General features: G+C 70.4%; 14 protein-coding genes. 1 reads left to right on the top strand and 13 read right to left on the bottom strand.

What is annotated here, in order from left to right; all coding sequences use genetic code 11:
• Positions 1–10 precede the first annotated feature (10 nt).
• The 4 genes from NVU01S_RS30490 to NVU01S_RS30475 all read right to left on the bottom strand — a co-directional run bounded on the left by NVU01S_RS30490 (position 11) and on the right by NVU01S_RS30475 (position 2,951).
• A complete protein-coding gene (locus NVU01S_RS30490; protein ID WP_043668111.1) occupies positions 11–580 on the bottom strand; it encodes a DUF6529 family protein in 570 nt (189 codons plus the stop codon).
• Positions 570–1,184, bottom strand: coding sequence for a hypothetical protein (locus NVU01S_RS30485; protein ID WP_307683895.1), 615 nt, complete (start codon positions 1,182–1,184; stop codon positions 570–572). The genes NVU01S_RS30490 and NVU01S_RS30485 overlap by 11 nt, the downstream gene beginning before the upstream one ends.
• Before the next feature lie 238 nt (positions 1,185–1,422).
• Positions 1,423–2,055: an NADPH-dependent FMN reductase gene (locus tag NVU01S_RS30480; RefSeq protein WP_082031964.1), complete on the bottom strand. Its 633-nt coding sequence runs from the start codon at positions 2,053–2,055 to the stop codon at positions 1,423–1,425.
• The gene (locus tag NVU01S_RS30475) at positions 2,052–2,951 is read right to left on the bottom strand and encodes an alpha/beta fold hydrolase (protein ID WP_043667923.1); all 900 of its coding nucleotides are present in this window, start codon (positions 2,949–2,951) and stop codon (positions 2,052–2,054) included. Before NVU01S_RS30475 ends, NVU01S_RS30480 begins: the two co-directional genes overlap by 4 nt.
• 116 nt (positions 2,952–3,067) lie before the next feature.
• Between NVU01S_RS30475 and NVU01S_RS30470 the strand changes: the two genes are divergently transcribed.
• Positions 3,068–6,355 carry an AfsR/SARP family transcriptional regulator gene (locus tag NVU01S_RS30470; RefSeq protein WP_043667922.1) on the top strand — a complete coding sequence of 1,096 codons (3,288 nt, stop codon included), beginning with the start codon at positions 3,068–3,070 and terminating at the stop codon, positions 6,353–6,355.
• 160 nt (positions 6,356–6,515) lie between these two features.
• On the opposite strand, the gene acs is transcribed toward NVU01S_RS30470, so the two are convergent.
• The 9 genes from acs to NVU01S_RS30425 all read right to left on the bottom strand — a co-directional run bounded on the left by acs (position 6,516) and on the right by NVU01S_RS30425 (position 19,657).
• Positions 6,516–8,453, bottom strand: coding sequence for an acetate--CoA ligase (acs, locus tag NVU01S_RS30465; RefSeq protein ID WP_043667919.1), 1,938 nt, complete (start codon positions 8,451–8,453; stop codon positions 6,516–6,518).
• Positions 8,454–8,505: 52 nt separating this feature from the next.
• A complete protein-coding gene (locus NVU01S_RS30460; RefSeq protein WP_043667916.1) occupies positions 8,506–10,143 on the bottom strand; it encodes a monocarboxylic acid transporter in 1,638 nt (545 codons plus the stop codon).
• Positions 10,140–10,496 (bottom strand): DUF485 domain-containing protein, encoded by a 357-nt coding sequence (locus NVU01S_RS30455; RefSeq protein WP_029892250.1) that lies wholly within the window; start codon positions 10,494–10,496, stop codon positions 10,140–10,142. The genes NVU01S_RS30460 and NVU01S_RS30455 overlap by 4 nt, the downstream gene beginning before the upstream one ends.
• Before the next feature lie 145 nt (positions 10,497–10,641).
• Entirely contained in the window at positions 10,642–12,396 is a 1,755-nt protein-coding gene (locus tag NVU01S_RS30450; protein ID WP_043667912.1) for a sodium/solute symporter, read from the bottom strand.
• A 97-nt stretch (positions 12,397–12,493) separates the two neighbouring features.
• Positions 12,494–12,871, bottom strand: a complete 378-nt coding sequence (locus NVU01S_RS30445) for a hypothetical protein (protein ID WP_029892252.1) — start codon at positions 12,869–12,871, stop codon at positions 12,494–12,496.
• Positions 12,856–13,653: a LytR/AlgR family response regulator transcription factor gene (locus NVU01S_RS30440; protein ID WP_043667910.1), complete on the bottom strand. Its 798-nt coding sequence runs from the start codon at positions 13,651–13,653 to the stop codon at positions 12,856–12,858. Before NVU01S_RS30440 ends, NVU01S_RS30445 begins: the two co-directional genes overlap by 16 nt.
• Positions 13,637–15,601 carry a glycosyltransferase gene (locus NVU01S_RS30435; RefSeq protein ID WP_043667907.1) on the bottom strand — a complete coding sequence of 655 codons (1,965 nt, stop codon included), beginning with the start codon at positions 15,599–15,601 and terminating at the stop codon, positions 13,637–13,639. Before NVU01S_RS30435 ends, NVU01S_RS30440 begins: the two co-directional genes overlap by 17 nt.
• Position 15,602: 1 nt before the next feature.
• A complete protein-coding gene (locus tag NVU01S_RS30430; RefSeq protein ID WP_052280415.1) occupies positions 15,603–18,644 on the bottom strand; it encodes a trypsin-like peptidase domain-containing protein in 3,042 nt (1,013 codons plus the stop codon).
• The gene (locus NVU01S_RS30425; protein WP_043667904.1) at positions 18,641–19,657 is read right to left on the bottom strand and encodes a glycosyltransferase family protein; all 1,017 of its coding nucleotides are present in this window, start codon (positions 19,655–19,657) and stop codon (positions 18,641–18,643) included. The genes NVU01S_RS30430 and NVU01S_RS30425 overlap by 4 nt, the downstream gene beginning before the upstream one ends.
• Positions 19,658–19,670 lie beyond the last annotated feature (13 nt).

Here is a 19,670-nt window from a genome sequence, read left to right as displayed (position 1 = left end):
CGATCTCCGATCAGAAGGTGAGGCCGTTGTGCTGGAAGAACCACAGCGACGAGGTGAGCCAGAGTCCGGTGAGCCCGGTCAGCACCAGCCCACCCGCCACCGGAACCACCCAGCCGGGCAACCCCTTTCGGGTGAGCAGCAGCATCTTGGCGACGAACGCGCCGTAGAAGAAACAGCCTAGCAGCGAATGCCAGAGCACCCGGGCGTCGTAGTGCTGAAAACCCAAGGCGTACAGACAGTGCACCGCGACCGGCACACTCACCAGCACGGCCAGCCTGCCCGACCACACGTGCACGGTCCCGACCCACGACGGCGTGCGCCCACGCACCTTGCCGTACATCGCCAGCGCCGAAACGAACTGACCGAGTGCGAGCACGAAAGCGAAAGTGGCCAGCCAAGTCTTCACCGCCTGCGGACCGGAGAAGCCGGCGACATTGACCGAGAAAGCCGCCGGTTCATGCGTTTTCCCGTACACGCCGAGCAACACCGCCACCGCGGCGCCGATCAGCAGTGCGACGGCGAGGGCCGCCGTACCGGATTGCGACCGTCCGAGGGGTGCGGTCTCGCGCTCAGCCGACACGGTCACCACCGCTCACCTTGTTCGCAATGATCTTCTTGCCGTTGACGATCGCGGTCGCGTCCGGAGCCAGGGCCGGCGCGGGCGCGGTGCTGCCATCGGCGGCCCGCTGGACGCCGGTGACCGCGCCGTTGCCGTCGACGATCCAGCTCTGCCGCACGCCGCCCTCGGTGTAGACGTAGAGTCCGGCGGGCGATTGCACTGCCGCAGTGCTGAATTCCCACTTCTTCGCGCCGAGCGCGAGCGTGCCGGTGACGTTCTTGCCGTCATAACGCCCGTCCAGCCTGGCCTCGTTCTTGCCGGTCAGCTTCAGCGTTCCGTCCACGGCACTGCCCTGTAGCCAGGACTCGACCGCAGCCCCGTCACAGGCATAGGCGATCGCCGCACCCCCTTCGACGGTGATCGACAACGTGATCGGCGCACCCGGTGCAACGCTGCCCACATAGTCCGCTTTCGCCGGAAACTGCACCGGCACAGTCGCATCGGCCGGCGGCGCTACCGGGGCAACCGTGCTTGTCGCCCCCACCGCCGTATTCTTTTCCGCCGCAGCGGGTTCGCTTTCTTTCGACATATTCACGACAACCAGCGCGATGCCGAGCACCGCCACCGCCGCCAAGGTGAGCCAAGGCCCGAGACGTCTCATAAGATCTCCTCGAAACACGGCCGCCACATCCCGCGCACCGCTCCCCCTATCTACGGCCCACCCACCCCACCGGTTCAACCGCGCATACCTGCCGCCGTTGGACAGATGATCACCAGGTAATGGTGGCGGCAGCTACTCGAACGATGCCGCCACCATTACCTGGTGATCGTCTGTCCAGCACTGCATCTGGATGGTGTGGGGGTCAGGGGATGAAGGGGGTGGTGGTGCGGGCGGTGCGGAGGGCGGCGGCCCACCAGAGGAGTTGGTCGACGGCGGCGGTGGTGGCGGCTTCGAGGTCGGGGTCGCGGCGGGGCCAGGAACCGTTGGGGGCGAAGCGTTGCCAGGCCTTGGTGATGGTGAGGGTGCGGCGGATAGGGACGGCGTTGAGTTCGCCGAAGATCTGGCGGAGCTGGGTGGCGGCGTGCCCGCCGTCGCAGTCGGTGCCGTAGCCGACGACGGTGACCGGTTTGGCCGCCCATTCGGTGTCGAACCAGTCGATCGCGTTTTTCAGGGCGGCGGGGAAGCTGCGGTTGTATTCGGGGGTGACCACGACGAACGCGTCGGCGGCGGCCAGCCGATCGCCGAACTGCCGCACCGCGATCGGTGCCGGTTCGTCGTGGCCGGCCAGCTGGTCGGGCAGCCCGGCGGTCGCGAGGTCGAGCCGATCCACCTGCAGGTCGCGGCGGCGCAGCTGCCGGGCGAACCAGTCGGCCACGGTCGGCCCGAACCGCCCGGTGCGGGTGCTGCTCTGGATCAGCACCACCCGCAACCGGTCCGGCTCGCCCGCCACCCGGCTCGCGGTGCGCGCCGGGTCGCTCCCGCGCTGCTGTGTCACAGCGTGTCCTTGACAGGGGCGTCGAGGAAGGCCGGGATCATCGGCAGCAGCAGGTCGGGCCGGTGCACCAGCGTGACGTGCGTGGTGCCGGGCAGGATGGCCAGCTGTGCGTTCGGCAGCCCGGCCGGGGTGTCGCCCATGATGCCGCCGCCGAAGAGCCGGAACATCTCGACCGCGTGCTCGGGCCGGACGATGTCGGAGTCGCCGATCACGGTCAGCGTCGGCGCCTTGATCTTGCGGGCGTCGTCGGGCGCGACCTCCGGGATGCCGTTCATGTCCTGCTCGCGCACCCGCTCGACCAGTTTCGGGAAGTCCTCCGGGCGCGGCGCGTTCTTCAGGTAGTCCTCGTGGAACGGTGACCCGTGCAGCATCTCGGGCTTCAGCTCGGCGAGCCCTTCGAGCAGCCCGGGATGCATGCCGCCCGCGCCCAGCGAGCCCGCCGCCAAGATCTGCTTGCGCACCAACTCCGGATTCTTCAGCGTGATCTCCAGTGCCACACCGGCACCCATGCTGTAGCCGAGGATGTCGGCCCGCTGCACGCCGATCTGCTTCAGTAACGCCACGGTGTCGGCCGCCATCTGCGGGGTCCGCAGCAGTCGATCGACGTCGGCGGTGCGGCCGTGCGCCTGCTGTTCCACCGCGATGACCTGGCGGGTCTTGGACAGCTCGGGGATCAGCTGGCCGAAGTCGGTGTCGATGCCGGACAGCGCGCCGTGCAGCAGCACCAGCGGCGGCTGATCGGTCGGGGCGCCGTGCACCTCGTAGTACATGTGCAGGCCGTTGACGTCGGCGTAGGCGCCGGGCGTGGACTTCGCGGGCTGGTCCGCGGTCGCGCAACCGGTCAGCAGCGCGGTGGCGGCGAGGGCAGCGGCGGCGAAGACGGTGGTGAGTTTCATCGGAGGCTCTTTTCTGTGGGGAGTTCGTCCTGCGTTGTCACCAACTCTGCGCGGCCCACCTTCCGGTTTGTTTACGGTGTGATTCCGCCGCTCGAGGGCATGGTTAAGCTGCCCGTATGCGGTTTGGTGTGCTCGGTCCGTTGACGGTCTGGACGGACGGCGGCACAGTCGTGCCGATTCCCGGGACAAAGGTGCGGGCGTTGCTGGCCGACCTGCTGGTGCAGCCGGGGCAACCGGTATCGAGTGATCGCCTGATCGACGACATCTGGGCCGACGATCCGCCCGGCAATCCGGCGGGCACCCTCGCCGCGAAGGCCTCGCAATTGCGGCGGGCGCTGGAGGACGCCGAGTCCGGCGCCCGTGAGCTGGTGGTCTCGCCGCCGCCCGGCTACCGGCTCGCCACGACCGCGGTGGACGCGTTGCGGTTTCGTGAGTTGGTGGCGACCGCGCGGGCGTCCACCGAGCTGCGCGAGCGGGCGCGCACCCTCACCGAGGCGCTCGCGCTGTGGCGCGGTCCAGCGTTCGCCGACTTCCGAGACGCCACGTTCGCCCAGCCCGCCATCGCGCAGTTGACCGAACAGCGCCTGGTCGCGGTGGAGGAACTGGCCGAGGCGCGCCTGGCTCTCGGCGAATACCGGGACGTCGCAGGGGAACTCGCCGCGATCGTCGCCGAATACCCACTGCGGGAACGTCTTCGCGCCGCCCAGCTGAAGGCACTCTACGGTGCGGGCCGGCAGGCCGAGGCGCTGGACAGCTACGCGGATCTACGCAGGCAGCTCGCCGACGAATTGGGTCTGGACCCCAGCCCGGAGCTGGTCGCGCTGCACGGCTCGATCCTGGGCCAGGATCTGGTGCTCACCGCCGCGCCGTCGGCGCCGGTGCTGCGGCGGCGCACCTCGAACATCCCCGCCCAGCGCACCGAACTCATCGGGCGGGCACACGATCTCGCCGAGGTGCGGCGCGCGGTGGACGAGGCCAGGCTGGTCACGCTGACCGGGCCGGGCGGCGTCGGCAAGACCCGGCTGGCCCTGGCCGCGGCCGCCGCGTCGACCGACCGTTTCGCGCAGGGCACCTGGCTGGTCGAATTGGCGCCGCTGCAACCCACCGCCGCCGACGGGCCCTGCTTCCTCGTCGATGCGGTCGCGCAGGTGCTCGACATCCGTACCGACGACGGCGGCGATCCCGTCGAACTGGTCCGCGCCGCACTGGCCGAGCAGGAACTGCTGCTCGTTCTCGACAACTGTGAACATGTCGTGGACTACGCCGCCGATCTGGCGGAACTGCTGCTCGGCGCCGCGCCGAACCTGCACATCCTGGCGACCAGTCAAGAGCAGCTGCGCCTGCCCGGCGAAGAGGTCGTCACGGTCGAACCGCTCGCCGTGCCGAGTTCCGATACCGATCTGACTGCCCTCGAAAATGCCGGTGCGGTCCAGCTTTTCGTGACCCGTGCGCGGGCGAGCGATCGTACTTTCGTGCTGGACGCGGACACCGCGGCCGCGGTCGCCACCCTCTGCCGCCGACTCGACGGCATCCCGCTCGCCCTGGAACTGGCGGCGACCCGGGTCCGCGCGCTCGGCGTGCACGAGATGGTCGCCCGGCTCGACGACCGCTTCCGGTTGCTGGCCACCGGTCACCGTGGCGCGCCGCCCCGCCAGCAGACGCTGACCGCGATGATCGACTGGAGCTGGGGGCTGCTGGACGAGACGGAACAGACGGTGCTGCGCCGCCTGGCCGTGCACGCGGGCGGCTGCACCCTGGAGGCGGCCGAGATCGTTTGCGCCACAAGGGGATCGCTCGGCGACCCGCCCGCCGGACCGATATCCGGCAACAGTGCGACCGCGCCCGGCCCCGGTATCGCGCTCGATCCGTCGACGGTCGCCGATGTGGTCGGGCGACTGGTGGATCGATCGCTGGTGCAGGCCGTCGGTCGGCGGTACCGACTGCTCGAGTCGGTGGCCGCGTTCAGCATGGATCGCCTGGCCGAAGCGGGGGAGTTCGAGACGGCCTTCGAGGCGCACCACCGGTACTACCTGGAACTGGCCGAGCGGGCGGCCCCCGAGTTGACCGGCGCCGACCAACGCCGGTGGCTGCTGCGGTTGGACGCCGAGGTCGCGAATCTGCGAGTGGCACTGGATGGTTATCTGCGCGCCGGTGCGGCCGAGCACGCGCTGCGGCTGGTGAACGCGCTCGCCTGGTACTGGTTCCTGCGCGGTCGGCTGGCCGAGGCGCGGCGCTGGTTCGAGGCCGCCCTGGCGCTGGGCGGCGCACCCGAACAGCGCGCGCCCGCACTGGCCTGGCGGGCCGGATTCGCCTTTCAGCAGGCGGAATTCACCGGCGGCGCGGCCAAGCGGGCCGAGGTGTTCGCGGTATTCGACACCATCGACGACCCGGCGGGGCGGGCCAGGGCCGAATTGTTCCTCGCCGTCTCCGCCCTCGATTCGGGCGACCTGCCCGAGCTGGAAGGCCTGGTGCACCGGGCACTTCCGGTCTGCGAGCGGCTCGGCGACCGCTGGGGCGTGGCCACCGGCCATGTGGCGCTGGCGCAGGCCGCGCACAGCCGGGCGGATCTGACGGCGCTGGCGCACCACGCGCGCTCGGCCGCACGCCTGTTCGCCGAGATCGACGATCGCTGGGGCAGGCTCCAGGCCGCCGAATGGCTGGGCGGTCTGGCCGAATTGACCGGCGACCTGGCCGGAGCCGCCGACATCCACACCGAGGCTTTGGGATTGGCGCAGGAGCTGGAGCTGTGGGGCCAGGTGTGCACCCATCTGTGCTGGCTCGGCTGGATCGCCATGCAGCACACCGAATTCGAGCGCGCTCGCGGCATGGGGGAGCAGGCATTGCGGCTGGCCGCCGAGCACGGTTACGGCCCGAGCCGGGTGTTCGCCTCGATCGTGCTGGCGTTCACCGCGCGCCGGGTCGGGGAATCCGAAGCGGCCGAACGCATGCTGCGCGAGCTGCTGGCCATGACGCCGACGGAGGGCGACGAGACGCCACTGTTCCTGCCCATGTTGCAGGTCGAACTCGGCTATCTGCACGAGGAACGCGGCGAGTTCGCCGCGGCCCTCGCCATGCACCTAGAGGCCCTCGACGGCGCCCAGCGCATCGAAGCGCCGCGCGACACCGCCTTCGCGCTGGCCGGTCTCGCGGCCGCCGCCGGGGCGCTCGGCGCATTCGATACCGCGGCGCAGCTTTTCGGGGCCGCCGAAACCGTCCGCGAGGCGAACGGCATGCCACTGCTCCCGGCCGAACGCCCGGACATCGAGCGGCCCGCCGCGACCGTGCGCGCGGCCCTCGGCGAGTCCGCGTTCACCGAGGCGCACACGGCGGGCGCGAAACTGACCGTGGCAGAGGCCCGGCAGCTGGCCGCGGCGTGCACACCAGGGCCGGCAACCCCGAGCTGAGCGGCACACGCAGGGGCGGACCCGGTCCCCCTCATCGATGGGTAACCGGGTCCGCCGTCAGCGGGTTACCCCGCAGCGATCCGGTCGAAAACCTCGGCTGCCGGTCGCGAGGGACCCGGCCCGCCCCTCGTCAGTCGGCCGGGTCCGTCGCGGTGCGGGTTCACCCGCGGGCGATGGCCTCGAAGACCTTGGGGTCGACCAGGGTCGAGGTGTCGCCGAGTTCGCGGCCTTCGGCCACGTCACGCAGCAGCCGGCGCATGATCTTGCCGCTGCGGGTCTTCGGGAGTTCCGGCACGAGGTGGATCTCGCGGGGCCGGGCGATCGGGCTGATGTCGTGCGAGACCGCCGCTTTCAGCTCTGTGACGAGGGTCTCGCCGGTGTTCGCCGCGCCCGCGGCGAGGATGACGAAGGCGACGATGGCCTGTCCGGTGGTCTCGTCGCTGGCCCCGACCACGGCGGCCTCGGCGACGCCGGAGTGCCCGACCAGCGCCGATTCCACTTCCGCGGTGGAGATCCGGTGCCCGGACACGTTCATCACGTCGTCCACCCGGCCGAGCACCCAGAGATCGCCGTCGTCGTCGAGCTTCGCGCCGTCACCGGCGAAATACCAACCGGCGGTGGCGAATCGGGCCCAGTAGGTGTCACGGAACCGGTCCATGTCGCCCCAGATGCCGCGCAGCATCGACGGCCAGGGCTGGTCCAGCACGAGCAATCCGGCTGCGCCGCGGCCGAGTTCGACACCGTCGTCGTCGACGACCTTGGCCGAGATGCCCGGCAGCGGTGTCATTGCCGCGCCGGGCTTGGCGGCGGTCACGCCGGGCAGCGGCGAGATCATGATCGAACCGGTCTCGGTCTGCCACCAGGTGTCCACGATCGGCGTGCGATTGCCGCCGATCACCTCGCGATACCAGCGCCACGCCTCCGGGTTGATCGGCTCACCGACGCTGCCGAGCAGCCGCAGCGAGGACAGGTCGTGCGCGTCGGGGATCTCACGACCCCATTTCATGAACGTGCGCACCAGCGTCGGCGCCGTGTAATAGATGCTGACGCCGTACTTTTCGATGATCCGGAAATGCCGGTGCTCGTCGGGCGAGTTCGGGGTGCCCTCGTAGACCACTTGGGTGGCGCGGTTGGACAGTGGTCCGTAGACGATGTAGCTGTGGCCGGTGACCCAGCCGATGTCGGCGGTGCACCAGTAGACGTCTTGTCCGGCTTTGTGATCGAAGACGTTGTGGTGGGTGTAGGCGGTCTGGGTGAGGTAGCCGCCGCTGGTGTGCAGGATGCCCTTGGGTTTTCCGGTGGTGCCGGAGGTGTAGAGGATGAACAGCGGGTGCTCGGCGTCGAAGGCCTGCGCCTCGTGTTCGGGCGAGGCATCGGTGACGGTGTCGTGCCACCACAGGTCACGGCCTTCGGTCCACGGCGTCTCGATTCCGGTGCGCCGCACCACCAATACGTGCTCCACGGTGGACGGCGCCCCGCCGAGCGCCTCGTCGACCGCCGCCTTCAGCGGCGCCGCCGTCCCACGCCGCCACTGCCCGTCGGTGGTGACGACCAATCTGGCCTCGGCGTCGTCGACGCGCTGGCGCAGCGCGGTGGGGGAGAAACCCGCGAACACCACCGAGTGGGTGAGGCCGAGCCGGGCGCAGGCCAGCATCGAGACGATGGCCTCGGGCACCATCGGCATATAGATGGCGACCCGATCACCCGCCCGCAGCCCCAGCTCGGTGAAATAGTTTGCGGCCCTGCACACTTCGTCGCGCAGTTCCCCGTAGGTGATATCGCGGGAGTCGCCGGGCTCGCCCTCCCAGTGGATGGCGACCTGGTCGCCGTACCCGGCGAGCACGTGCCGGTCGACACAGTTGTGGGCGACGTTCAGCTTGCCGCCGACGAACCACTTGGCGACCGGCGCGTCACTCCAGTCCAGCACCTGCGACCACGGTTGCGCCCAGTCGAGCTTGCGCGCCTGCTCGGCCCAGAACGCCTGCCGATCCTCGGCGGCCCAGCTGTACAGGGACGCATCGGCATTCGCCAGGGCGGCGAACTCGGTGCCGGGCGGGTAGCCGGTGGTGTCGCGGGAATCAGTGGTGGCGCTGGACAACGCGATATCTCCTAACGGGAAAGCACGGGGGACAACGAGGATCGAGCAGCGATCAGTGCGCGACCGCCTTCTCCGCGCCGACCCCGGTCAGCGAGCGGACCTCCATCTCCGCCGCCTTGGCCGGGTCCTCGTCGGGCTTGCCGATCAGGGTGCCGACGATGCCGAGCACGAAAGCCAAGGGGATGGAGACGATTCCGGGATTGGACAGCGGGAACCAGTCGAAATCGGACCCGGGCAGCATCGCGGTCTTGTTGCCGGATACGGCGGGGGAGAAGACGATCAGCACGATGGTCGAGATCAGACCGCCGTACATGCTGAACAGCGCGCCGGTGGTGTTGAACCGCCTCCAGAACAGCGAGTACAGGATGGTCGGCAGGTTCGCCGCGGCCGCCACCGCGAACGCCAGCGCCACCAGGAAGGCGATGTTCTGCCCGTTCGCCAGGATGCCGAGACCGATCGCGATCACGCCGATCACCACCGCGGTGATCCGGGATACCTTGACCTGCTTGGCATCGTCGACCTTGCCGCGCTTGACGACGCCGGCGTAGATATCGTGCGCGAACGAGGTGGCCGCCGTGATGGTGAGGCCCGCGACCACCGCGAGGATGGTGGCGAACGCGACCGCGGAGATGATGCCGAGCAGGATCACGCCGCCGAGTTCGAACGCGAGCAGCGGGGCCGCCGAGTTCTGTCCGCCCGCGGCGGCCAGGATCCGGTCCGGGCCGACGATGGCGGCGGCGCCGTAGCCGAGCACCAGGGTGAACAGGTAGAACGCGCCGATCAGCCCGATCGCCCACACGACTGATCGGCGCGCCTCCTTCGCGGTCGGCACGGTGTAGAAGCGCATCAGCACATGCGGCAGACCCGCGGTGCCGAGCACCAGCGCCAAACCGAGAGACAGGAAGTTCAGTTTCGAGGTGGCGCTGCCGCCGTACTGCGCGCCGGGCGCGAGCACGTCCCGGGCGGCCACGGCCTTGTTCGTCGAATCGGAGACGTGCTCCTGTGCCGAGCCGAGGATGTCGGACAGGTTGAAGCCGAACTTGGCGAACACCATGATCGTCATCAGCGCCGCGCCGGTGATCAGCAGCACGGCCTTGATGATCTGCACCCATGTGGTGCCCTTCATGCCGCCGACCAGCACGTACACGATCATCAGCACGCCGACCACGGCGATCACGACCGATTGCCCGGTCTTGTCGGAGATGTCGAGCAGCAGCGCGACCAGACCGCCGGCGCCGGCCATCTGGGCCAGCAGATAGAACAGCGAGACCGCCAGCGTGGTCAACGCCGCGGCGGTGCGCACGGGGCCCTGCTTCAACCGGAAGCTGAGCACATCGGCCATGGTGAATTTGCCGGTGTTCCGCAGCATTTCGGCGACCAGCAGCAGCGCGACCAACCAGGCGACCAGGAAGCCGATGGAGTACAGGAAGCCGTCGTAGCCGTACACCGCGATGGCGCCGGCGATGCCGAGAAAGCTTGCGGCGGAAAGATAGTCACCGGCGATGGCGATGCCGTTCTGCGGGCCGGAGAAGCCGCGGCCACCGGTGAAGAAGTCGGCGGCGGTGGCATTGCTACGGCTGGCACGGATCACCACGACCATGGTGATCGCGACGAACACGCCGAAGATGGCGATGTTCGCCACGGGCTCGCCGACGGTGGCCGCGGCGGCGTAGGTGCTGAGGTGGTTCACGCCCGGTCCCCTTCGAGGTGGTTACGGATGGCCTCGGCGCGCGGATCCAGTTCCCGGTTGGCGAACCGGACGTACAGCGCGGTGATGACGAAGGTGGACACGAACTGCCCGAGCCCGAGCAGCAATCCGACATTGATGTTGCCGAAGAGCTTGTGCGCCATGAAGTCGTGCGCGTACGCGCCGAGCAACACGTAGCTGAGGTACCACAGCAGAAACAGTGCGGTCATCGGAAACACGAAGCGGCGTAAGCGCATTCGTAGCTCTTGGAACTGCGGGCTGGCCTGCACTGCGATGAACTCGGCTGCACTCGGGGTGCGCCGGGCGGCGTCGCCGTCGAGTTCGGTACTGGTCATGATGGTCCTAGCGTGTGACATGGCTTACTTGCTCTGCACCGTAGCCAGGCCCGCGTGAAGAATTGGTGATGTGGTGTGGGTCACTCCGGGAAGGCGGCCGATTGTGCGGTGAGCGGTCGCTGTGCCGCGACGAGCGGTCGGCGGTTCAGTCCGAGCGCAGGCTGCGTTCGCGGTCGGCGCCCATGCCCAATCGTTCGGGCGCGTGCATGCGCACGAAGATCCGCCCCACCCGGCGCGTGCCCGGTCCCCGAGTCACCTTGCTGACCAACATCATCGTCGCGAACGCCAGCGGGACGCTGATCGCCGCGGGATAGCCGAGCAGGGCCGCGGGCCAGCCGTTGCCGAAGTCGTCGGACAGCCCGCCGGTCACCGAAACCACGGTCGCGCCACCGGATACCAGCCCGCCCGCGATCAGCCCGGCCGCGGCGCCGCGCGCGGTCAGCCGCCGCCACCAGATGCCGAGCACCAGCAGCGGGCACAGCGTCGAGGCGGCCACCGAGAAGGCCAGCCCGACCGTGCGAGACAGGTCCAGCGACGCCACGGTCAGCGAAAGGGCAAGCGGGACAACGCCGGCCACCAGCGCGGCGGCGCGGAAGTCGCGGATCCGGCCGCGCAGCATATCGGTGCTGAGCACGCCCGCGATGCTGACCAGCAGTCCGGAGGAGGTGGACAGGAACGCCGCGATGGCACCGGCGGCCACCAGCGCGGCGAGCAATTGGCCGGGCAGCCCGGCGACCACCGAACTCGGCATCAGCACCACCGCGGCATCGGAGGTGCCGGTGATCAGCAGTTGCGGCACATACAGTCGCGCGAAAACCCCGAGCAGGATCGGGAACAGGTAGAACAGGCCGACCAGGCCGATCACCGCGAGCGCCGTGGCACGCGCGGCCCGGCCGTCCGGGTTGGTGTAGAACCGCACCAGTACGTGCGGTAACCCCATGGTGCCGAGGAAGGTCGCGATGATCAGCGAATAGACCTGGTAGGTCGGGTGTTTGCCGCCGAAGCCGCCGCCGGGTTCCAGCCAGGCCGCGCCGTCGGCGGGTGCACCGGCCACCACGGGCACCTCGGTGCCCGCGGCCAGCACGAGTTCGGTGCCCGCCGCCAGTTCGTGGGTGCCCGGCGCGAGCGCCACCTCGCCGTCCACCGTCCGGTCGTCGAGCCGTCCGGTGATCGAAACCTGTTGTGTCGCATCGACCTGTACCACCACGTCGGTGCGCACGTCGACCACGGTCCGCTCGGTCACCACCGGAGGAGCGGGCGCGCCGAGCGGCCGATCCTCGCCGAGGAAATGGCCGAGCAGCACCAGGGCCGGGATCGCCACCGCGGTCAGCTTGAGCCAGTACTGGAAGGCCTGCACCAGGGTGATCGACCGCATGCCGCCGCCCGCCACATTGGCGATCACGATGGCGCCCACCGCGGCCGCGCCCACCCAGTCGGGCAGGCCGAGCAGCGTGTGCAGGGTCAACCCGGCGCCCTGGAACTGCGGGATCAGATACACCCCGCACACCAGCACCACGACCAGCGCGGCCAGCCTGCGCAATCGCAGGGAACCCAACCGGAATTCGGCGAAATCCGGCACCGTGTACGCGCCCGAGCGGCGCAGCGGCGCGGCGACGAACAGCAACAGGGCCAGATATCCGGCGGTGAAACCCACGGGGTACCACAGCGCGTCGGCGCCGTACTTCGCGATGAGCCCGGCCACGCCGAGAAACGAAGCGGCCGAGAGATACTCACCGGAGATCGCGGCGGCGTTCCAGCCGGATCGCACGCTGCGGGACGCGACCAGGAAGTCGGAGGTGGTGCGCGCCAGGCGAACTCCGTAGGCGCCGATCGCGACCGTCGCCAGCGCCGCGAACAGCAGCGCGAGCACGGTGAGCACCGGCACCGAGCCCGCGTTCACGGGCGGACTCCGATCCCCGCACCCTTCTCGCGCTCCCGCACCCGCTGTGGCAGTCCGCAGCGGGTGCGCGAGGTCGGAAGGGGTGCGGCGGGGTGCATCAGTCCTCGGCCAGGTCCAGGAAGTCCTGCTCGTTGTGTTCGGCGAGGCGGACGTACAGGCGGCCGATCAGATACAGCAGCGGGTAGACCGCGACGCCGAGCAGCAACCAGGGCAACCGGATCCCCAGCACCACCACCGAACCCACCTGGCCGATCCCGAAAAGCACCGGCAGCGCGCACAATACGACGACGGTGACCAGTCCGAGCCGCAACGCCAGGCCGAGCTGGGCGCGGATCAGCCCGCCGATCAGCGCCTCGCCGATCTCGGTCTGCTCGGCCACTTCCACCCGGGTGCGCACCCGGCGTGCGCCGCGCCGTTCCGACAGCACGACGCGCTGCCGGACCGGGCGCTGCGGCCCGGTCACTGGCCGGTCCATTGCTGCCGGGGCCGGCGCACCAGACGTTGTTTCAGCTCGCGGACCTGCCTGCGGCTGACCGGTAGTTCCACCGCCCCGGCGCTGCCGTCGGCGCGTAGGCACACCACGGTGCCGGTGCCGACCGTGCGCAGGCCGGTGACCAGACGCAAGGCCACCAGGTAGGAGCGGTGCACCCGCAGGAATCCGGCGTCCTGCCAGCGGGATTCCAATGCGGACAACGGGATTCGCACCAGGTGGGAGCCTCCGCTGGTGTGCAGCCTGGCGTAGTCGCCGTCCGCCTCCACCCAGCTCACGCTGGACCGCGGCACCAGCGTGGTCACGCCGCCGAGCTCGACCGGGATCACCTCGCTCGGGTCGGCCCGCGGCGCGTCGGCGATCGGCGCCGCGCTCGCGCGGGCGCTGACGATCCGGCGCACCGCCTCGGCGAGCCGCTCCTCCCGCAGTGGTTTCAGCAGATAGTCCACCGCCCCCAGATCGAACGCGGCCACCGCGCGATCGTCGTGTGCGGTCACGAAGACCACCGCGGGCGGGTTCGCGAACTCCGAGAGGATGCCCGCCAGCTCCATCCCGTCCAGCCCGGGCATATTGATATCGAGGAACACGGCGTCCACCGGATGCGCCCGCAACACGCGCAACGCGGTGGTCGCGTCGGCGGCGGCGTGGATCTCGCCGACGCCCGGCTGGGCGCGCAGCAAATAGACCAGCTCGTCGAGAGCCGGTTTCTCGTCGTCGACGGCGAGTACGCGGACTACGCCGCCGCTCCCCTCAGCGCTCCTGGCCACAATCGCTCCATCGTAAAGGCAGTGCCGGGTCGCACCGCGCGGAACGCTGCAGCAGCACCGAGGTGCTCGGCTCGTAGCCGGTCTTCCACAGGTCGACCAGGACGAGCAGCAGCCGGACCAGCCGGGCGTGGTCGAGCGTGCCCGCGTGCTTGCGGACCAGATACTGGACCAGTTCGTCGCGCATGCCGTTGCTGTGCCGGAACGACATCGAGTCCGCGTGGCGCCGATAGAGCTGGCCGACGATCGGCAGTACATCGGAGTCGTAGCCGGCCAGCGCCAGGCGCAACTGGAGTTCCCAGTCCTCGAAGGCGGGCAGCTGTTCGTCGTAGCCGCCGACCCGGTCCACCGCGGTCTTGCGATAGAGGACCATCGACTTCAAGTGGGTGTGCAGCACGAGATTGAGGTCGGTGGGCATGCCCGCGGGGACGTACACCAGCTCGAGCAGTTCGAAGTAGCGCACATAGCCGCCGACGAACCCCAGGGTGTCGTCGCGGCGCATGGCCGCGACGGCGGCGGGCAGGAAGCCCGGCCGGAGGCGATCGTCGGCGTCCAGGACCAGGACCAGCTCGCCCTCGGCGTGCCGCAGGCCCGCGTTGCGCGCGGCCGAGAGGCCGCGGTGGGGCTGCCGGACGAGCGTGACGTCGGTCAACGTGTCCAGGAGGGCGACGGTCCCGGGATCGGTCGAGCCGTCGTCCACGATCACGATATCCAGGTCGGGAAGTCCGCAGCGACGCACGGAGTCCAGTGCGCCGGGCAGGAACCGACCGTAGTCGTGCACCGGGATCACGATCGAAACCAGTTCTGCCGCCCGAGGTTCGGTGGGCGGCGGCGACGGCACCGATGCGTAGACGGCCGCGAGTCTCGCGGCCACCTGCTCGGGCGTATGGCCGACCGCGGTGGGCAGCCGCGACTTGCCGTTCGGCGCAGTGAGACCGGCGACCAGTGCGGCCGCCATCGCCGCCGCACCGGGCGCGACGGTGCCGCCGTCGCCGACGATGTCGGCTCCGACGCTGCCCGCAGGCGCGAGCACCAGGCACCCGGAGGCGATGGCCCACAACGTTTCCGTGGGTGTGCCCGCGGTGCCCGCGGCCACCACACACAGGGCCCCAGGGGGCGGACCGTCGGTGTCGAGCGGCCCCTCGTAGGTCACCAGCTCGCGCAGTTCTTCGGAAAGCCCTTGGCGGACATACTGCCAATACGATCGGCCGACCGGGTCGGTCGCGGTGTCCTCGCCGCGGACGACCACTCGGATCGCCGGTTGTGCCGCGTGGGCGAGTTCGACGGCGCGCAGCACGGTGTCGAGTCCTGCTGCGGGACAGAGGGTACCCAGCCACCACACGGTCTTCGGCAGTATTCCGCCGGGCGGTACCGGGTCCGGCCGATGCAGCCCGGGAAGGTAACGGCGCGTGGGGAACTCGACTGTGCGCGCCACGGCGTCGCCGCAGGCCAGCACGGCGTCCGCATGGCGTCGCGCGTACTGCTCGGCGAAGGCGGTGAGTTCGTGGGCGAAGGTGGCGGGCCGATCCCGCTGCGGTCCTTCGGTCGCGGTCGCCCAGGGATGCAGCGACACCACCAGGCGGGTATCGGCGAAATCGCCGAGCAGCCGCCGGGCGCGCAGCAGAGTCAGGGCGGCCCCGCCCGCGTCCACCAGATCTATGACGTCGAGCTGTGCCCGTGCGTGCACGAGGCGCAATGTGTCGTACACCCGGTCGGCGTAGCACTGCTCGTCGGTGAAATAGCGATGCCGGGGCCGCGCGGGCAGGGTCGGCTGCCAGCGCAGCCGATCGGTCGCGGACACCGCGTGCCGCGCTGGGGCCGAAAGTTTTTCGCTGATCAGGTGGATCTCGTGGCCGTGTGCCGCCAACGCCGTCGCGGCGGCCAGTACCAGTGCGCCGCTCCCGGTTGTCGAGTCCGTTCCCAGATCGCGGCACACGTAGGCAATGCGCACTTCAGGCCCCCTTCGCGACCGCCTCGTCCAGGATCGGACGCAACCAGGCCGGATAGAAGCCCGGCCCGGCTCGGTCGATCAACTGCTCGGCGCGGGACCGGACCTCCGGCCAGCCGCCCGGCCGATCCGGCCGCAAGGTGACCAACCAGCGCCGCGTGCACAACAACCAGGGCTGATCATCGAGTTCGGCGAAAAGCTCGTCGGCCGTGGTGAATCCGGTCAGGGCGGTCGCCGGGTCGCCGGAGCGCAGGTGGGTCAGTGCGGTGCCGTAGTGCAGTTTGGCCTTCATCCGGTCCTCGCCGGTCGCGTCGTACACCGCTGCGGCGCGGGCATATTCGCGCAGCGCGCCGGGATAGTCGCCGAGCGCGCGGCGGGCCGCGCCGAACGTGCGCCACACCTGCGCGCGGCCCAGATCGTCGTCGCTGTCGTCGAAATTCCGTTCGCACGCGGGCAATGCGGCGAGCAGCTCGGCCCAGCGGCCGTACCGGCCGAGCAGGCGTGCGCGGAACAGATCGACGATCCCGGTCCAGCGCGCGTCGCCCGCCTGCACGCACAGCGGCCGGGCGGTGGCGAGGTCGGCGTCGGCGTCGGCGAAGCGACCGAGGTAGAGGTGCAGCACCGCGCGGCTGTGCAAGCCGCGTCCGCAGGCCGAATTGTCCCCGTGCGCAAGGAAAACCGGCAGGCAGCGGTCGAGATCGGCCGCGGCCTCGGCCAGATAGCCTTGGTCGCGTCGCACCACGGCGTAGTTCTGGCGGGTGGAGGCGAGGATCAGTTCATCCTCGCCCGCGCTGAACAACTGGATGCACTGTTCGAGCAGCGGACCGGAGACGGCGAGCCGCCCGCGGTCGCGCTCGACCACGGCCAGGCTCAGCATGGTGCGTGCCCAGCGGTCGGCCATACCCAGTGCGCGATAACGCTCGATCACCTCGTGCAGCCCCGCGACCGCCTCGGCGTAGGCACCCTTGCCCATGAAATATCCGGTGTAGGAATACAACACGCCCGCCTCGGCCACCGGATCGGCGGCGGTACGACTCGCCGCGAGTGCGAGATCCTTGAGCTCGCGGGACTCCGCGCCGTGCCGCTGCGCGACGAACAGCCCGTTCAACACGTCGACGATGCCCCATACGTAAGGCCACAGGCCGTCGTCGTAGGCCTGCCGCGCGGCGGCCACCAAACCGGGCCGATCGTCCGCGAACCACTGGGCCGTCCCGGCTGCCCTTGCGGCGGCGACGATTTCGGCGGGCGGCTGCCATCCGATCGGCACCGACTCGGCGAGGAACAGATCCTTGCCCGGCCCGAGCGCCGCCATCGCGTCGAGCAACAGCACGAGGTAGCCGCTGAAGAGGCGGCCGCGCCCCTGCGCTCGCTCGGTGTTCGAAAAGCGTTCGGCCGCTTTCTCCGCCGCGTACACGCGCAGCAGGTCGTGGCAGCGAAACCGGTGACCGCCGGTGATGTCCCGGCGGGCGAAGGCGACCAGCTGGGCGTCGACCAGCGCGTCGAGCAGGTCTTCGGCCTCGTACAGCGGAATGTCCAGCAGGGCGGCCAGGGTCCAGGCCGGAAAGTCCGGACCGCGCAGCGCGCCGAGCGCCGCGAAGGCGGTGGCCAGTTCCGGCGCGAGCGCGAGATAGCTGCTGTCGAAGCTGGTGCGCACCGCGAGATCGTCCACCGTGAGCACCGAGAGTCTGCGGCGTTCGTCGGACAGCCGCCCGGCCAGGTGCGCCATCGTCCAGTGCGGGCGAGAACGTAACTGGGCGGCCGCGATTCGAATGGCCAGCGGTAGATAGCCGCACAACCGGGCGACCGCGGCGAGCGCGTCCCGGTCGGTGGCCCGTGCGTCGTCGTCGAGCACCGCCGTGAGCAGGGCCGCCGATTCGTCCGCGGTGAGCGCGTCCAGCGCGACGGTGAGCGCGTGGTCGAGCGCGGCCATCGGGCGGCGTGCGGTCACCAGCACGGCGCACCCCGGCGCGTCCGGCAGCAGGTCCCGGACCTGCGCGGCCGAACTCGCGTTGTCGAGCACGATCAGGGCGCGCAGCCCGGCGAGCAACCGCCGGTACTGAGCGGACCGTTCCTCGGGGGTCGCGGCCAGTGCGTCGGCGGGCAGACCGAGCGCGATCAGCAGGCGTTCCAGTGCGTCCGCGACCGAGACGGGGCGCTGGTCCGCGCCGCGCAGATCGATGTGCAGGCGCGCGTCGGGGAAGGCGGCGCTCACCCGATGCGCGACGTGCACGGCGAGCGCGGACTTGCCGACGCCGGGTTGTCCGTGAATGGCCACGATCGGGCGGCTGCCCGCGGAAGTCAATGCGGCGACGAGCTTTTCGGTCGCCTCCGCGCGTCCGGTGAACTCGGCGCGATCGGGCGGCAGCGTCGCCTGACCGCCCGCGGCCGTCGCGCCCACCGCGAGGCCGGGCACCGCGACCTGGCTGGTGTCCATGGTCGGCAGCACCCCGACCCGGTCCAGCAGGGCGGTGATCGCGGCGGCGGGGCAGGCGAAGACGATGCCGCCGATGCCACGATCCGGCGCGTCGGGATCGGGCGGGTTGTAGCGGATCAGCCCGACGACTCCCGGTGCGCTGCCGGCGAATACCGGCGCGCCGGAGAAACCGCCGAGCGCCAGCCCGCCCACCGCCTGCTCGGCGTAGAGCTGCACCGCGGGCACGCCGCGCAATTGGCCGTCCACCGCGGTGATCGTCCCGGAGATCGACATCCGTCCCAGCTCGGCCAGGCTGGCCGGAAACCCGGTGGCCCGCCAGAACCGCGCGGTGATCCGGGTGGCGAGCGGAAGTGGGCTCAGCACATCGGGTCTGGGCTCGTCCAGGCGCAGCACGGCGCAGTCGGCGACCGGATCGCCTGCGGCATAACGCACCCGCACCTGGGTGCCCGCGAAATCGACGGCCGCCTCGGGGAATCGGACCGCGCCGGTGTGCCGATCGCCGACACAGTGGAACGCCGTCACCACGGTCGCGCCGTCCACCGCGAAGGCGGTGCCGAGCAGCCGGGCGCGGACACCCGCGGTGATCAGCCGTCCGATCGACGCGTCGGTCATGTCGTGAGCCCCGCGAGTGCCCGGAAGTGTTGCGCGGGATCGAATCTGGCCAGCCCTACCGCCTGTACCGCCGCGGCGTCCAGCGTGGCGGCGGCCTCGATCGCGGTGGCCAGTGCCGCCGCGGCGCACGCGTCGGACGCGTCCGGTTCGACCCGGGCGATCCGGCCGGACGCGGCGCACAGGGCCGCTTCGGCGCAGGTGCCCGCACGCCAGGCCAGCGCGGCGACCGGCGTGCCCGCCCGCAGTGCCTCACCGAACACCGCGGCGCCCGCTTCGACGTAGTCCCTGGCACAGGTGTAGACGAAGACTTCGCCCTCGTGGAAGGCCGCGGTCTTCGCGGGACCGCCGAGTTCACCGGCGAACCGAACGTGGTCCGCGCCGAACAGATCTCGGTGCGCGCGCAGATAGGCGTCGTCGAATACCGGGCCCACCAAGGTGATTCGGCGACCCAGCAGCCGGGCCGCCAGCACCGCGAGATGGGGCGCCTTGTCGGCGACGATGCGGCCCACCCACACCAGGCCGGTGCCGTCGACGGCGGGCGGCTCGTCCTCGCCGAGGCCCAGATGCACCGCAAGTTCCGCGCGCGGCCGGTGTGCGGTGTAGCGCGTCATCATTTCCGTCGAGTAGCAGTACAACCGGGAGCGCTCGCCGTCGAAGATGCCCGCGGGCTGCATCCGGTTCGTGCCGTGCTGGAAACTGGCCACCGCGCAGTCCAGGGCCTGCCAGGCCTGCCGCCACGCGGGCCGCGCGGGATATTCGTGCCACGCCACGAGCAAGTCGTAGCGGGCAGCGCGGAATTCGGCCAGCTCCGTTGCGGTCAGCGTTTCCAGCCGCTGCGGCCGCACGGTCCACTCGCCGGCCAGCTCGCCGCGCCACTGGGGTCCGAGCAGATGCACGCGGGCCCCCGCGCGGCGCGCGCCGACGGCCACCGCCCACAGCCAGCGCTCGATCCCCGCGTAACCGGTCGGTGGGAAGGCGTATCTGCCCGGAAAGTCGCAGACGCCGACCAGCATGGCTCAACAGTAG

It is taken from the genome of Nocardia vulneris (genome assembly GCF_001613425.1).
GTDB lineage: Bacteria > Actinomycetota > Actinomycetes > Mycobacteriales > Mycobacteriaceae > Nocardia > Nocardia vulneris.
Note: the sequence above shows the minus strand (reverse complement) of the source record. Positions and strands in the feature narration are given on the sequence as shown.